This is a genomic window from Zavarzinia sp. CC-PAN008, assembly GCF_051903925.1.
Taxonomy (GTDB): Bacteria; Pseudomonadota; Alphaproteobacteria; order Zavarziniales; family Zavarziniaceae.
The window spans coordinates 1,821,919-1,835,606 of record NZ_CP173678.1 but is presented as its reverse complement, the minus strand read 5'-3'; the positions used below and the strand labels follow the sequence as shown (position 1 = coordinate 1,835,606).

Annotated in this window: 13 protein-coding genes; 9 read left to right on the top strand and 4 right to left on the bottom strand. The window is 69.7% G+C overall.

The annotated features are described in order from the left end of the window. Nucleotides 1-155 precede the first annotated feature (155 nt). The 5 genes from ACI6GS_RS08585 to ACI6GS_RS08565 all read left to right on the top strand — a co-directional run bounded on the left by ACI6GS_RS08585 (nt 156) and on the right by ACI6GS_RS08565 (nt 5,964). A complete protein-coding gene (locus ACI6GS_RS08585) occupies nt 156-983 on the top strand; it encodes an outer membrane protein assembly factor BamD (RefSeq protein WP_439817373.1) in 828 nt (275 codons plus the stop codon). Nucleotides 984-1,060: 77 nt separating this feature from the next. Further along, nucleotides 1,061-2,734: a DNA repair protein RecN gene (gene recN / locus ACI6GS_RS08580; RefSeq protein ID WP_439817372.1), complete on the top strand. Its 1,674-nt coding sequence runs from the start codon at nt 1,061-1,063 to the stop codon at nt 2,732-2,734. After that, nucleotides 2,734-4,818, top strand: a complete 2,085-nt coding sequence (gene ligA / locus ACI6GS_RS08575; RefSeq protein WP_439817371.1) for an NAD-dependent DNA ligase LigA — start codon at nt 2,734-2,736, stop codon at nt 4,816-4,818. The genes recN and ligA overlap by 1 nt, the downstream gene beginning before the upstream one ends. Beyond that, complete coding sequence (locus tag ACI6GS_RS08570) at nt 4,797-5,237, top strand: GNAT family acetyltransferase (RefSeq protein ID WP_439817370.1); 441 nt, start codon at nt 4,797-4,799, stop codon at nt 5,235-5,237. The genes ligA and ACI6GS_RS08570 overlap by 22 nt, the downstream gene beginning before the upstream one ends. A 52-nt stretch (nt 5,238-5,289) precedes the next feature. After that, a complete protein-coding gene (locus ACI6GS_RS08565; RefSeq protein ID WP_439817369.1) occupies nt 5,290-5,964 on the top strand; it encodes a DNA-3-methyladenine glycosylase I in 675 nt (224 codons plus the stop codon). 12 nt (nt 5,965-5,976) lie between these two features. Here ACI6GS_RS08565 and ACI6GS_RS08560 read toward each other — a convergent pair whose 3' ends face one another. Together ACI6GS_RS08560 and fliI are read right to left on the bottom strand one after the other, a co-directional pair. Further along, nucleotides 5,977-6,408 (bottom strand): flagellar export protein FliJ, encoded by a 432-nt coding sequence (locus ACI6GS_RS08560; protein WP_439817368.1) that lies wholly within the window; start codon nt 6,406-6,408, stop codon nt 5,977-5,979. A gap of 9 nt (nt 6,409-6,417) precedes the next feature. Then, complete coding sequence (fliI, locus tag ACI6GS_RS08555; protein ID WP_439817367.1) at nt 6,418-7,749, bottom strand: flagellar protein export ATPase FliI; 1,332 nt, start codon at nt 7,747-7,749, stop codon at nt 6,418-6,420. A 129-nt stretch (nt 7,750-7,878) separates the two neighbouring features. Between fliI and ctrA the strand changes: the two genes are divergently transcribed. Then, complete coding sequence (ctrA, locus tag ACI6GS_RS08550; RefSeq protein ID WP_439817366.1) at nt 7,879-8,595, top strand: response regulator transcription factor CtrA; 717 nt, start codon at nt 7,879-7,881, stop codon at nt 8,593-8,595. 64 nt (nt 8,596-8,659) lie between these two features. Here the strand turns inward: ctrA and ACI6GS_RS08545 are convergent, their stop codons facing one another. Then, nucleotides 8,660-10,375 (bottom strand): adenylate/guanylate cyclase domain-containing protein, encoded by a 1,716-nt coding sequence (locus tag ACI6GS_RS08545; protein ID WP_439817365.1) that lies wholly within the window; start codon nt 10,373-10,375, stop codon nt 8,660-8,662. Nucleotides 10,376-10,409: 34 nt separating this feature from the next. Further along, entirely contained in the window at nt 10,410-11,408 is a 999-nt protein-coding gene (locus tag ACI6GS_RS08540; protein ID WP_439817364.1) for an adenosine kinase, read from the bottom strand. Nucleotides 11,409-11,579: 171 nt separating this feature from the next. On the opposite strand from ACI6GS_RS08540, the gene ACI6GS_RS08535 reads away from it, so the two are divergent. The 3 genes from ACI6GS_RS08535 to ACI6GS_RS08525 are packed head-to-tail and all read left to right on the top strand — an operon-like array spanning nt 11,580 to nt 13,582. Continuing rightward, entirely contained in the window at nt 11,580-12,269 is a 690-nt protein-coding gene (locus ACI6GS_RS08535; RefSeq protein ID WP_439817363.1) for an EI24 domain-containing protein, read from the top strand. A gap of 25 nt (nt 12,270-12,294) precedes the next feature. After that, entirely contained in the window at nt 12,295-13,077 is a 783-nt protein-coding gene (locus tag ACI6GS_RS08530) for a polymer-forming cytoskeletal protein (RefSeq protein WP_439817362.1), read from the top strand. Nucleotides 13,078-13,114: 37 nt separating this feature from the next. Beyond that, the gene (locus tag ACI6GS_RS08525) at nt 13,115-13,582 is read left to right on the top strand and encodes a hypothetical protein (RefSeq protein WP_439817361.1); all 468 of its coding nucleotides are present in this window, start codon (nt 13,115-13,117) and stop codon (nt 13,580-13,582) included. Nucleotides 13,583-13,688: the final 106 nt, after the last annotated feature.

Below are 13,688 nucleotides of genomic sequence, written 5' to 3'. Positions count from 1 at the left end.
CGGCACAAGGCTGTGGCCCTGCTGCCCTTGCGTCGTTTTGCGCACGCGCCAGCCATGCTAATGTCCCGCGCGATCCGTCCGCGTCGATGCCGGCATCGCGACTGGCGATGCGGCCCCGGCTGCCGGACCCCGTGTTTCTTGAGGAGTAGGGCGTCTTGAACGGAAATGCGCGCAAAGGACTGCTGATCGTCGCAGCCCTTGCGACCCTGGCGCTGGGCGCCTGTTCGTCGGACAGCAGCAAGGAAGACCTGGCCTATGTCGAGCGGCCGGTGGAATCCCTCTACAACGAGGCGATGGACACGCTGCAGCGCCGCAACTACACGCAGGCGGCCAAGCTGTTCGACGAGGTGGAGCGCCAGCACCCCTATTCCGCCTGGGCGACCAAGGCGCAGCTGATGTCGGCCTATTGCTACTACCAGAGCAATTCGTACCAGGATGCGATCCTGTCGGCGGAGCGGTTCATCCAGCTGCACCCCGGCAACAAGGATGCGCCCTATGCCTATTACCTGATCGCGGTCAGCCATTATGAGCAGATCTCGGACGTGGGCCGCGACCAGCGCAATACCGAGCTGGCGCTGAATGCGCTGGACGAACTGGTGCGCCGCTATCCCGACACCCAGTACGCCCGCGATGCGCGGCTGAAGATCGACCTGACGCGCGACCATCTGGCCGGCAAGGAGATGGAGATCGGCCGCTACTACCTGCGGCAGGGGCAGTACCTGGCCGCGATCAGCCGGTTCAAGGTCGTCGTGGACAAGTACCAGACGACCAGCCAGGTGCCGGAGGCCCTGCACCGCCTGGTCGAGGCCTACCTCGCCCTGGGCGTCAAGGACGAGGCGCAGTCGGCGGCGGCGGTGCTGGGCGCCAACTACCCCGGCAGCCCCTGGTACGAGGACAGCTACGCGATGATGGGCGGCGACATGGCGCCCGGTGCCGTGGCCAAGCCGAACTTCGTCGACCGCACCTTCTCGGCCATATTCTGACGCCGCATTCCGACGCGGGTGTCCCAAGGACCGTCCCGGGCGGCCGCGCAGGGCGCGGTGCCTGACCAAGCTGGGGGTTGAACAAGGTCGTGCTGCGGCGCCTGTCCGTGCGGGACATCGTCCTGATCGATCGCCTGGACCTGGATTTCGAGCCGGGCCTGACCGTGCTGACCGGCGAGACCGGCGCCGGCAAGTCGATCCTGCTCGACGCCCTGGGCCTGGCCCTGGGCGCCCGCGCGCAGGCGGGCCTGGTCCGCAGCGGGGCTGCCCAGGGCAGCGCCGCCGCACAGTTCGACGTGCCGCCCGGCCATCCCGCGCGCCGCCTGCTGGAGGAGCAGGACCTGGGCAGCCCGGACGAGCCCATCGTCCTGCGCCGGGTGGTCGGTGCCGACGGACGGAGCCGGGCCTATGCTTGCGATTCGCCTGTCAGCGCCGGCCTGCTGTCCGAGCTGGGCAGCCTGCTGGTCGAGGTGCATGGCCAGCATGACGAGCGCGGCCTGCTGGCCGCGTCCGGCCATCGCGCCATCCTGGACACGTTCGGCGCATTGGACCCCCTGGTGGCGGAGGTCGGCCAGGCCTGGCGCTCGCGCGAGGCCGCGCGGCAGGCCCTGGCCGAGGCGACGCGCCGCCGGGACGAGGCAATGGCCGACCAGGACTACCTGCGCCACATCGCTGCCGAGCTTGAAGCCCTCTCGCCACAGCCGGGGGAGGAGGACGAACTGGCGGCGGAGCGGACGCTGCTCTCCGGCGCCGAGCGCCTGGCGGAGGACGTGGCCGACGTCGTAACCACCCTGGAGCAGGGCGGCGGACCGGACGTGCGCCTGCGCGCGGCGCTGCGCAAGCTGGAACGCGTGGCCGAGCGGGCGCAGGGGCGCCTGGACGAAACCCTGGCCGCCCTGGAGCGCGCCGCGTCCGAGGCGGCGGAGGCGATCGCCGCGCTGGAGGCGGCACAGGGCGCCATCCGCGTCGATCCGCGCCGGCTGGAAATCGTGGAGGAGCGCCTGTTCGCCCTGCGGGCGGCGGCGCGCAAGCACAACATCCGGCCCGACGAACTGCCCGACTTCACCGCGCGGACGCTGGCCCAGGTCGCAGCGCTGGAAGGGGTCGAGGACCAGCTGAAGGACCTGGCGCGGACACTGTCCCAGGCGGAACTGCGCTATGCCGAACTGGCGGGCGAGCTGACGGGACGCCGGCGCCAGGCCGCGACCCGCCTGGACCGCGCCGTGGAGTCGGAGCTCGAGTCCCTGAAGCTGGGCCGGGCCCGGTTCCGCACCGCGGTGGCGCCCCTGGCTGAGGGGGGCGAGGCCGGCGCCGACCGGGTGGCGTTCGAGATCTCCACCAACCCGGGGGCGCCCTTCGGCGCGCTGATCCGCATCGCCTCGGGCGGCGAGCTGTCGCGCTTCATCCTGGCGTTGAAGGTGGCGCTGGCTGGCGTGCGCAGTGCCGCGACCATGGTCTTCGACGAGGTCGACCGCGGCGTGGGCGGCGCCGTGGCGGCGGCGGTCGGCGACCGCCTGGGCGCCCTGGCCGGTGACGCGCAGGTCCTGGTCGTGACCCATTCGCCCCAGGTGGCGGCGCGCGGCGACCACCACCTGCACATCGCCAAGTCGGACACGGCGGAGGGAACGCGTACCCGCGTGGTGCCGCTGGACCACGACGCCCGGGAGGAGGAGATCGCGCGCATGCTGGCGGGGGCGGAAGTCACGGATGCGGCGCGGGCCGCGGCGCGCAGCCTGCGGGGGGGCGGCTGATGGCCGAGGTCGCGGCAACCGACCTGGACGAGGCGCAGGCCGCGGCGGAGCTGGAGCGCCTGGGCGCCGAGATCGCGGCCCATGACGCGCGCTATTACCAGGACGACGCGCCGACCGTATCGGATGCCGACTACGATGCCCTGCGCCGTCGCCTGCTGGCGATCGAGGCAGCCTTTCCCCATCTGGTGCGCGCCGACAGTCCCAGTCAGCGGGTGGGGGCGGCCCCCTCCGCCACGTTCGACAAGGCGACCCACCTGCGGCCGATGCTGTCGCTGGACAACGCCTTCGCGGCCGAGGACGTGGTCGAGTTCGACGCGCGGATCCGCCGTTTCCTGAAGCTTGGGCCCGACGAGCCGGTGGTCTTCGCGGCAGAGCCCAAGATCGACGGCCTGTCGATCAATCTGACCTATCGCGACGGGCGCCTGGTCCTGGGCGCCACGCGCGGCGACGGCTTCGTGGGCGAGACGGTGACCGCCAACCTGGCGACGCTGAAGGACATTCCGGAGCGGCTGAAGGGCGCGGTGCCGCCCCTGATCGAGATCCGGGGCGAAATCTACATGGCCCGGCACGACTTCGCCGAACTCAATGCCGCGCAAGCCGCGGCGGGAAAGCCGGTCTTTGCCAATCCCCGCAACGCGGCCGCCGGCTCGCTCCGCCAGCTGGATCCAGAGGTCACACGCACCCGGCCGCTGCGCTTCTTCGCCTATGCCTGGGGCGAGGCCGAGGGGCTGGAGGCTGCCCGTCACAGCGAGGTGCTGGCCCTGTTCCAGTCCTGGGGCCTGCCCACCAATCCCGAGTTCCGGCTGTGCCGCAGCCCTGAAGAGTTGCTCGCCTTCCATGCCGACATCGAGCGCAAGCGGGCCGACCTTCCTTACGAGATCGACGGCGTCGTCTACAAGGTCGACCGCCTGGACTGGCAGGCACGCCTGGGCTTCGTCGCGCGCGCGCCACGCTGGGCGATCGCGCACAAGTTCCAGGCAGAACGCGCCACGACCCGGCTGCTGGGCATCGACATCCAGGTGGGCCGCACCGGCGCGCTGACGCCCGTGGCGCGGCTGGAACCGGTGAGCGTCGGTGGCGTCGTCGTCGCCAATGCGACGCTGCACAACGAGGACGAGATCCGGCGCAAGGACCTGCGCATCGGCGACGGCGTCATCATCCAGCGCGCTGGCGACGTGATCCCGCAGGTCGTCGCCATGGTCCCCGAAATGCGGGACCCCGACGCGCCCGAATATGTCTTCCCCGACCATTGCCCGGTCTGCGGCGCGTCCGCCCCGCGGGACGAGGGTGGCGACGTGGTGCGGCGCTGCACCGGCGGTCTGACCTGCGAGGCGCAGGCGGTCGAGCGCCTGCGCCATTTCGTGTCGCGCCGCGCCTTCGACATCGAAGGCCTGGGCGAGAAGCAGGTGCGGTTCTTCTGGGACCTGGGCTGGATCCGCAGCCCCGCCGACATCTTCGCCCTGCGCCAGAAGAATGCCGCAGCCGAAGAGCCGCTGGAAAAGCGCAAGGGCTGGAAGGACAGGTCGGTCGCCAACCTGTTCGACGCGATCGAGGCCAGGCGCACGATCAGCTTCCCCCGCTTCCTTTTCGCGCTCGGCATCCGCCATGTGGGCGAGGAGAATGCCAAGCTGCTGGCCCGCAATTACGGGACGAGCGACGCCTTCATCGCGGCCATGGTTGAGGCCAAGGACCCCGAGTCCCAGGCCTGGCGCGACCTCGATTCGATCGACGGCATCGGCACGGCGGTCGCGACGGCGGTCGTCGATTTCTTTGCCGAGCCGCACAACGTGGACGCGGTCCACGCGCTCCTGGCCCAGGTCACGGTCGAGCCGGAGGCGGCGCGCGTCGTCGGCAATTCGCAGATCGTGGGCAAGACCATCGTCTTCACCGGCACGCTGGAGAAGATGACAAGGGACGAGGCCAAGGCCCGTGCCGAACAGCTGGGCGCCAAGGTCGCAAGCTCGGTCAGCAGCAAGACCGACCTGGTGGTGGCCGGCTCATCCGCCGGCTCGAAGCTGAAAAAGGCCGCCGAACTGGGCCTGACGGTCCTGACCGAGGACGAATGGCTGGCGCTGGCGAACTGACCATCCGGCCCGCCACGGCTGCGGACGAGGCGGATGTCGTTGCCCGGTGGCGGTCGTCGGATCTGGTGGCGTCCTATAACGATCCGAGCGTGGACTTTCACTTTGCCAGGAGTGGCGCCAGTTCCGTCGTCCTGGTTGCCGTAAGTGGCAGTCGCGCGATCTGCGGCAGTGTCATGGTCGGCCATGACGGCCACCGGGGCTGGCTCTACTATCTTGCCGCCGATCCCGGCTTGCGGGGACGCGGTATCGGCCGGGCGCTGGTGCGAGCGGCGGAGGATTGGCTGCGAGCGCGTGGCGTCCCCAAGGTGCAGTTGATGGTTCGACCGACCAATACACAGGTCATGGGCTTCTATGAGACTCTGGGCTATGAGGAAACGCCCCGGGTGGTCATGGCCCGTTGGCTCGACTCCGGGACCTGAGACGGAAGGCTGGCGTCGGATCGACGGTGCAGCCTCGGGAAGTTGATTGACAATGCTGCTGCGGCCGTTTGCTGCGATCCGGGAGGAGGCCGCGGCACTGAAGGGTGGGCAGGGCGCCCTGGACGCCCTGATGCCTGTGCTGCGTACGCCGGCCGACCTCGCCCGCATCCCCGACGACCGCTGGCTGGCGGAGTTCACGCGCTGCGTCTTCCAGGCGGGCTTCTCGTGGTCCGTGGTCGACGCCAAGTGGCCCGCCTTCGAAGCGGCGTTCGAGGGCTTTGACCCGCGCCGCTGGCAGCACATGGACGACGATGACCTGGACCGGCTGCTGGCCGACCGGGGCCTGATCCGCAATGGTGCCAAGCTGCGCTCGGTCGGGCGCAATGCCGCCCTGCTGGCGGCCCTGGCGACGGAGTACGGCACGGCGGCACAGGCCTTTGCCGAGTGGCCGCAGGGCGACTTCATCGGCCTGCTGGACCTGCTGAAGCGGCGCGGCGACCGGCTGGGCGGCAATACGGGCATGCTTGCCTTGCGCCGCATGGGCCGCGACGGCTTCATGCTGTCGCCGGACGTCGTGTCCGCCCTGGTGCGCGAGGGCGTGATCGACGGGCCGCCCTCGTCCAAGTCTGCGATGCGCGCGATCCAGGCGGCATTCGATACCTGGGCCGCCGAATCGGGCCTGCCCTTCGCCCATATCAGCCGCACCCTGTCCGCCTCGGTCGGCTGAGGCGGGCTCGGCTCAGGTCGGCTCGGGTTCGTCCTCGGCCCGGCGGAAGCGCTGCAGGCCGATCTCGTCCAGTTCCGCCTGGGCACGCTTCGCGGCCAGTTCCCGCTGGCGCCGCGCCTGGTGCTCGGCGGCGAGTTCATAGCGCTTGAACTCCTGGAACGCGTCCGCCACCTCGTCCCGCGCGACCGCGATCCGGGCATCCAGTTCGTCCAGCGACCGGGCCAGCGTCTCGCGCCGGGCAATCGCCTGGCGGGAATAGGCAGGATAGACCGCCATCAGGTCCGGCTGGCTGCGGGCCAGGGCCTGCTCCTGCAGCACCTCGGCCTCCAGCGCGTCGGCCTTGGCCGCCATCTCGTCGCGCATGCGGTCAAGTTCGCCCAGCTTGCGGCGCTGCTCGTCGAGCTTGCGCTGGTGCAGGCGGATCAGGGTGGCGAGGCCCTTCACGACACGGGCCTAGGAATCCAGGATCGCGGCAAGTTCGGCATAGCCCTGGGCCAGCGTGCTCTGCTCGCGCTTGCCCTGGCTCAGGAAGCGATTGAGCTGCGGCTGATAGCGGATCGCCTCGTCCACGGCCTGGTCCGAGCCGGCGCGATAGGCGCCCAGGCGGATCATCTCGGCCATGTCCTCATAGGTCGAGAGCAGGCGCCGCGCCCGCGTCACCAGGCGGTTCTCGTCGTCCGTGTTGCAGCCCGGCATGGTGCGCGAGACCGAGCGCAGGATGTTGACCGCAGGGTAGCGTCCGCGCTCCGCAATCCCGCGTTCCAGCACGATATGGCCGTCCAGGATGCCGCGCACGGCATCCGCCACCGGCTCGTTATGGTCGTCGCCATCGACCAGGACGGTGAACAGGCCGGTGATCGTGCCCTGGTCCGGGCCCGGTCCTGCGCGCTCCAGCAGCTTGGGCAGTTCGGCAAAGACGGTGGGCGTATAGCCCTTGGTCGTCGGCGGCTCGCCGCCCGACAGGCCGATCTCGCGCTGGGCCATGGCAAAGCGCGTGACGCTGTCCATCAGGCACAGCACGTCCAGGCCCTGGTCGCGGAAATACTCCGCCACCGACAGGGTGAGATAGGCCGCCTGCCGCCGCATCAGGGCCGGCTCGTCCGAGGTGGCGACCACGACGACGGAGCGGGCCAGGCCCTCTGCCCCCAGGTCGTCCTCCAGGAACTCCTGCACCTCGCGCCCGCGCTCGCCGATCAGGCCGATCACGATCACGTCCGACGAGGTATAGCGCGCCAGCATCGACAGCAGCACCGACTTGCCGACGCCGGAGCCGGCAAAGATGCCCATGCGCTGCCCGCGGCAGCACGACAGGAAGGTGTTCAGCGCGCGCACGCCCAGGTCGATCTTGCCGCCCACGCGCTTGCGGGTATGGGCGGGCGGGGGACTTGCCTTCAGCTTGTAGCCGATCTTGCCAGGCGCCAGCGGCCCCTTGCCGTCGACCGGCCGGCCAAAGGCGTCGACCACGCGGCCAAGCCAGGTGGGATCGGGCCGCACGACCGGCTCGGCATCCATGATGACCGCCTTGCAGCCCATGCCGATGCCCTCCAGCGGGCCGAAGGGCATGGCCAGGGCACGGCCATTCCGGAAGCCGACGATCTCGGCCGAGACGGTGCTGGAGCGGCCCTGCAATTCCAGGCGCGAGCCGATTGTCAGGCTGGTGCGGGCGCCCGCGATCTCGATCAGCAGGCCCTGCACGGCGGACACGCGGCCATAGCGCGCGGTGGTCTGGACCCGCTCAACCTCGCCCAGGATCGTTTTCAGCGCTGCCTCGGCCACCGGATTCACCAACTCTTTTCCACATCCGAACGATTGGGCCGCACTGCTTAACCCTTGGTAAAGGGATGGCGCGTTATTGCGAATGAAAGACTAACGACCTACATTGGGGCTTAACCAATCGCCCCCGCGAGGATGACCATGCGGGCCTTGCTGATCGAAGACGATACGAGCATGTCCAAGAGCATCGAACTGATGCTCGCGAACGAGGGCATCAATGTCTATGCCACGGACCTGGGCGAGGAAGGCCTCGATCTTGGCAAGCTGTACGACTACGACATCATCATCCTGGACCTGAATCTGCCCGACATGAGCGGGTATGACGTCCTGCGGAAGCTCAGGAACGCCAAGGTTCAGACGCCGATCCTGATCCTGTCGGGCATGGACGGCCCCGACAACAAGGTGAAGGGTCTGGGCTTCGGCGCCGACGACTACCTGACCAAACCCTTCCACCGGGAGGAGTTGGTGGCGCGCATCCACGCGATCGTCCGCCGCTCCAAGGGGCATTCGCAGTCGGTCATCCACACCGGCAAGATGACGGTCAATCTGGACGCCAAGACGGTGGAGGTGGACGGCCAGCGTGTCCACCTGACCGGCAAGGAATACGGGATGATCGAGCTGCTCTCCCTGCGCAAGGGCACGACGCTGACCAAGGAGATGTTCCTCAACCATCTCTATGGCGGCATGGACGAGCCCGAGCTGAAGATCATCGACGTCTTCATCTGCAAGCTGCGCAAGAAGCTGACCCAGGCCACCCGCGGCGAGAACTATATCGAGACGGTGTGGGGCCGCGGCTATGTCCTGCGTGACACGGCCGAACCCGTTCCCAGCCAGAAGGCCGCCCGCGCCAGCCGCTGAGCCATCGCGGCCGGGGGATTCACCGGACGCTGCGACCGGGACTCCTGCTCTTCCGCTGACCGCGTCAGGCTGATGCGGGGACCTGCGGCGCATGCTGCCCGACAGGTGGCAGGTCGGTTGCCCTGGGCAGGGCGAACAGGGCCAGCGGCTCGCTGCGCCCGCGGATCTGGATCTTGGCCGCTTGGAAGGCGGACAGGTCGACCCCTGCACGCCGCGCCACCCGGCGCGAAACCACAAGCTCTGCCGTGAAATCCTTCGACGCCGATTCCAGGCGGCTGGCCGTGTTCACCGTATCGCCGATCGCCGTCAGTCCCATCGTCCGGGCATAGCCCATCGTGCCGACGATGACCGGGCCCGAATGGATGCCGATGCCGATGCGCAGCGGCGCCTCCAGATCATTGGCCAGGGCGCGGTTCAGCTCGACCAGCCCTTCGGACATGGCCCGAGCGGCCTCCAGGGCGGCACGGGCGCCCTCCTCCAGCGTCGAATTGAGGCCGAACAGGGCCATGACGCCATCGCCGATGAACTTGTCGACGAAGCCGCCCGCCCCTTCGATCGCCTCGCCCACGGTGCGGAAATACTGGTTCAGGACAAAGACCACGTCGAACGGCAGACGCTCTTCCGAGAAGCGGGTAAAACCCCGGATATCGGCGAACAGGACCACGATTTCCTGCTCCATCCCCTCCTGCCAGTGGCGGGCGCGGCGGGCGGTGTCCGGCTCTGCCCCGGCCGGCAGCAGCGGCATCACGGCCACATCCGCCCGCGGCGCGATCTGGCAGGCCAGACGGACGTGCTCCTCTGCCTGGATGCGCTCCAGCACGGCCCGTTCCTCCCCCTCGGGCGGGGCCAGGGCGCCGGGATCCGTGCGCACCCGGACGCGACAGGTAGAGCAGCGGCCGCGGCCGCCACAGACCGAGGCATGGGGAATGCCGGCCAGGCGGCTGGCCTCCAGGACCGTGGTGCCGGGCGTCACCCGCACGATGCGGCCGGACGGGTAGCTGATCGCGACCAGGCCCCGGTGCCGCTCGACCAGACGGCGCAGGCCGCGCGCCACGGCGACGCCCGCCACCGCCGCGGCCAGCAGGATCTGCAGGCTGTCGCGCAGGGCATAGACCTGCGCCGCCTGCTCCGCGTCGGGTGGGCGCAGGCCGCGATAGAGGGCCGCGACCCAGGCGGGATCGGCCTGCAGATAGGCGACTTCCCGCACTGCGACCAGGAAGCCCGACAGCGCAGCGACCGGCAGCAGAACGGCACCGGCCAGGGCCCATTCCTGCACCGCCGGCCACCATGGCTTCAGCCGCAGCCAGTAATAGAGGCCGATGCAGCCATGGGTCCAGGCGACGACCAGGCCCGCCGACTGGGCCCAGCCCTGCCACGAACTGTCGTGCGCGATCGACTTCACGACATAGGCATAGGTGGGTTCGGAGCCGAAGGCCGCGTCGATATAGCGGGTCGCCAGGACATGCAGGACCATCAGCGGCGGCACGCTGAGGCCCAGGACGATCTGCGCCACCTCCCCCGCCGACATGCGCAGCGTGCGCCGCCGGTACAGCGAATAGAGGACCAGCGTCAGGTGCGTCGCCAGCGCACCATAGAGCAGGACCGTGGCGGGCAGGTTCTGCCACAGGCGCTGGAACAGGCGCAGGCCCGCCTCCATCGCGTCCAGCGAGGCGAGGCCCGCCGCGTGGTTCAGCAGGTGCGTCAGCAGATAGCCGAACAGCACCAGGCCGCTGAACAATCGGATCCGCTCCAGCGGCGGGCGGAAGCCCAGGCCGATCATCGTCCGCGCCGGCCGGACCGGCGGCCAGACGGGCTCAGGCCACGCCGACGCGGCTGGCGCGCAGGCTCGCCAGTGAAACCTCCGGCCGGGCGCCCAGATGACCGATGACCTCCGCCGCCGCCATGGCCCCCAGGCGCCCGCAGGTAGCCAGGTCGCAGCGCTGGGTCAGGCCATAGAGGAAGCCCGCCGCGTAGAGATCGCCTGCCCCCGTGGCGTCGACGACGCGGTCGATCCTCTCGGCGTCGATCACGTGCACCTCGTCCCCGGCCAGGACGACGGAACCCTTCTCGCTGCGGGTCAGGGCGGCGACGCGGCAGACGCCGCGGGCCCGCTGCAGGGCGGCGTCAAAATTGTCCACCTGGAACAGGCTGCACAACTCGCTCTCGTTCGCGAACAGGATGTCGACATCGTCGCGCACCAGAGCCAGGAACTCGTCCCGGTAGCGGTCGACGCAGAACGAATCCGAGAGGCTGAGGCCGACCAGCCGCCCGGCCTGGTGCGCGATCGCCATCGCCTTGCGGAAGGCATCCTTGGCCAGCGGCGGATCCCACAAATAGCCTTCGAGATAAGTGATCGACGCGGCGGCCACCGTCTCGGCGTCGATGTCCTCAGGCCCCAGCGCCACGCACGCGCCGAGATAGGTCGCCATGGTGCGCTGACCATCCGGCGTCACCAGGACCAGGCAGCGCGCGGTGGGCGGCCCGCCTTCGGCCGTGGGGGTCGAGAAGCCGACGCCCAGGGCCTTCAGGTCGTGGCTGAACACGGCGCCCAACTGGTCGTTGCGCACCTTGCCCACATAGGCGGCGCGGCCGCCCAGCGAGGCGACCCCCGCGATCGTGTTGGCGGCTGAACCACCGGAGCATTCGCGGCCCGGCGGCATGGCGGCGTAGAGCGCTTCGGCCTGTTCCGCGGTGATCAGGGTCATGCTGCCCTTGACCAGGCCGGTGCGGGCCAGGAAATCCTCGTCCACCGCAGCCAGGACGTCGACAATCGCGTTGCCGATCCCCAGGACATCGATCCGTGGCTGCTGCATGCCCGTGCTCTCCTGCTCTCTCGCGTGTGGCCAAAGGTGGCCCGACCGATTCGCGCCCGACGGCGTTCATGGTCGGGCCAGGTCGGGGGAACTCCGGCCCTGCCTGACCCTTGTCGGGCGAACGGCGCGGAGTATAGCGTCCGCGTTTGCCGATAGAAGGGTTCCCCGCACATGCCGACCGTCCTGGCCGCCTATGGCCGTGCGCTGCACAGCCTGGGCGACCCCCGCATCCGCCGCCTGTTCTGGATCTCGCTGGCACTGACCGTCCTTGCCCTCGCCGGCCTGCTGGCGCTGGGCAACTGGGCCCTGGGCCCTTTGGAGGAATGGGCGACCGCGCTGCCATCGTGGGCGATCAGTATCGCCAAGATCGGCGGCGCCGTATTCGTGATCTGGCTCCTGATGCCCAGTGTATTGATGGCGGTCGAAGGCTTCCTTGCCGACGATATCGCAGCCGCCGTCGAGGATCGCGATTACGCGCGGGATCGACCGGGCCGGGCGCTGGGCATTCTCGAATCCTTGGTGGTGAGCCTGCGCCTGCTGGGCCTGACGATCGTCATCAACCTGATCGCCTTGCCGCTGCACATCGCGGTCTTGTGGTTTCCGGTCCTGAATCTGGTTCTCGTCTACTTCGTGAACGGCTATTGTCTGAGTCGGGCGCTGATCGACCAGATCGGCCTGCGCTATGTCCGGCCGGAGGAGCTGAAGGCCCTGCGCCGGGCTGGGGGATGGAGCTGCTTTCTGAGCGGGGTCATGGCGGCAGTCGTGCTGTCGATCCCTGTGCTCAACCTGGTGGCGCCGATCCTGGCGACGGTTGCCGGCGTCCATGTAGTAAAGGCCGCGTTGCGGGCGCGTGGGTCCTGAAGCGTATAGAGAAGGAGCTTGGTTGATGTTCCGTCGTAAGAACGAGGACGATACCCCCACCACGGTCGCCCTGCCGCGCCGGCCGCAGCCGATGACCAGCCCGCAGCCCGATCCGTCGCGCCTGCAGCAGCGCCCGCTCGTCCGCCCCGACCAGCCGACGCCGGCCGCCCCGGCCGCGCCCCCCGCACCGTCCGGCGAGGGGTCGACGGGCTTCAGCCCCCAGATCCAGCGCCGCCTGCCCGACCTGCCGGGCCTGGGCACGCCCGGCGCCTCCGCCCTCGGAACGCCTGGGTCCGAAGGTTCGGCCACCCTGTCCGAGACGTCGATCCTGCGCCCCAGCGCCTCCGAAACCCCGACCCCGCCCAAGGCCGAGGAGCCCCCGATGGCAGCCCCCGAAGAAGAGAAGAAGCTGACCGTTGGCCGCAACATCCGGCTGACCGGCCAGATCACGGCCTGCGACAAGCTCCTGGTCGAGGGCACGGTCGAGGCCACGCTGAGCGAGAGCCGCGTGATCGAGGTGTCGCAGACCGGCACCTTCTCCGGTTCGGCCGAGATCGACGAGGCGGTGATCAGCGGCACGTTCGACGGCAGCCTGCTGGTGCGCGGCCGCCTGCTGATCCGCTCCACCGGCAAGGTCCGGGGCGAAGTCCGCTATGGCCAGCTTGAGATCGAGTGTGGCGGCGAACTGGTCGGCACCATCAACACGGTGAAGGGCGAGCCGCTGACGCCGGCCACCACGGCCAATGCGACGGCTGCGGCCAAGGCAGCGGCGGCGGCGGCGTCGAGCCCGGCGGTGGCGGCGCAATAGGAGGCGCAGGGCCCGGCGCGCGTCCCGGACTGCGTAGGTGTCGCTGAGCCCCGGCGCGACTCAGGCATCCTGGATCGCCTCCGGCGGACTCCTGCCCAGGGCCCTTGCGGTGCTGGGCAGCATCCTTCCCCTGGTCGCCGGATGCGCGGGCGAAACCACGACTACCGCCCAGGCACCATCCCCGCCGCCACCGGCGGCGGTCCGCACCATGACCCTGCCGCCCAGCCTGGTCGGCCTCAGCGACGAGTCCCTGCGCCGCGTGCTGGGCCGCCCGACGCTGCAGCGTCGCGAACCGCCCGGCGAGATCTGGCAGTACACGGGCGAGCAGTGCGTGCTGCTGGTCGTGCTGTATCGCCCGCCTGATGGCGGGCGCGCGACCGTGGCCCAGGTCAACGCCCTCTCGACCGCCGATGCCCCCACCCCGGCCGCGACGGGAGCGGAGGAAACGACGGATCGCTGTCTGGCCACCCTGACGCGCCTTCAGCGCAGCGGCATCGAGAGTTGACGGGTTGGGCCCTGTCGCCCGCCTGTCCCGGGGAGCACTGCGCACGGCACGATCCGCCCCTGTGAAGACAGCGGTTAACGGCGACGCAATCTCGCTTTAGAACACG

Excerpts from the sequence above, each read along its gene's own strand:
- ligA (WP_439817371.1), top strand. The coding sequence starts at position 2,734 with ATGGCCGAGGTCGCGGCAACCGACCTGGACGAGGCGCAGGCCGCGGCG.
- ACI6GS_RS08570 (WP_439817370.1), top strand. The coding sequence starts at position 4,797 with ATGGCTGGCGCTGGCGAACTGACCATCCGGCCCGCCACGGCTGCGGAC.
- ACI6GS_RS08565 (WP_439817369.1), top strand. The coding sequence starts at position 5,290 with ATGCTGCTGCGGCCGTTTGCTGCGATCCGGGAGGAGGCCGCGGCACTG.
- ctrA (WP_439817366.1), top strand. The coding sequence starts at position 7,879 with ATGCGGGCCTTGCTGATCGAAGACGATACGAGCATGTCCAAGAGCATC.
- ACI6GS_RS08545 (WP_439817365.1), bottom strand. The coding sequence starts at position 10,375 with ATGATCGGCCTGGGCTTCCGCCCGCCGCTGGAGCGGATCCGATTGTTC.
- ACI6GS_RS08540 (WP_439817364.1), bottom strand. The coding sequence starts at position 11,408 with ATGCAGCAGCCACGGATCGATGTCCTGGGGATCGGCAACGCGATTGTC.
- ACI6GS_RS08535 (WP_439817363.1), top strand. The coding sequence starts at position 11,580 with ATGCCGACCGTCCTGGCCGCCTATGGCCGTGCGCTGCACAGCCTGGGC.
- ACI6GS_RS08530 (WP_439817362.1), top strand. The coding sequence starts at position 12,295 with ATGTTCCGTCGTAAGAACGAGGACGATACCCCCACCACGGTCGCCCTG.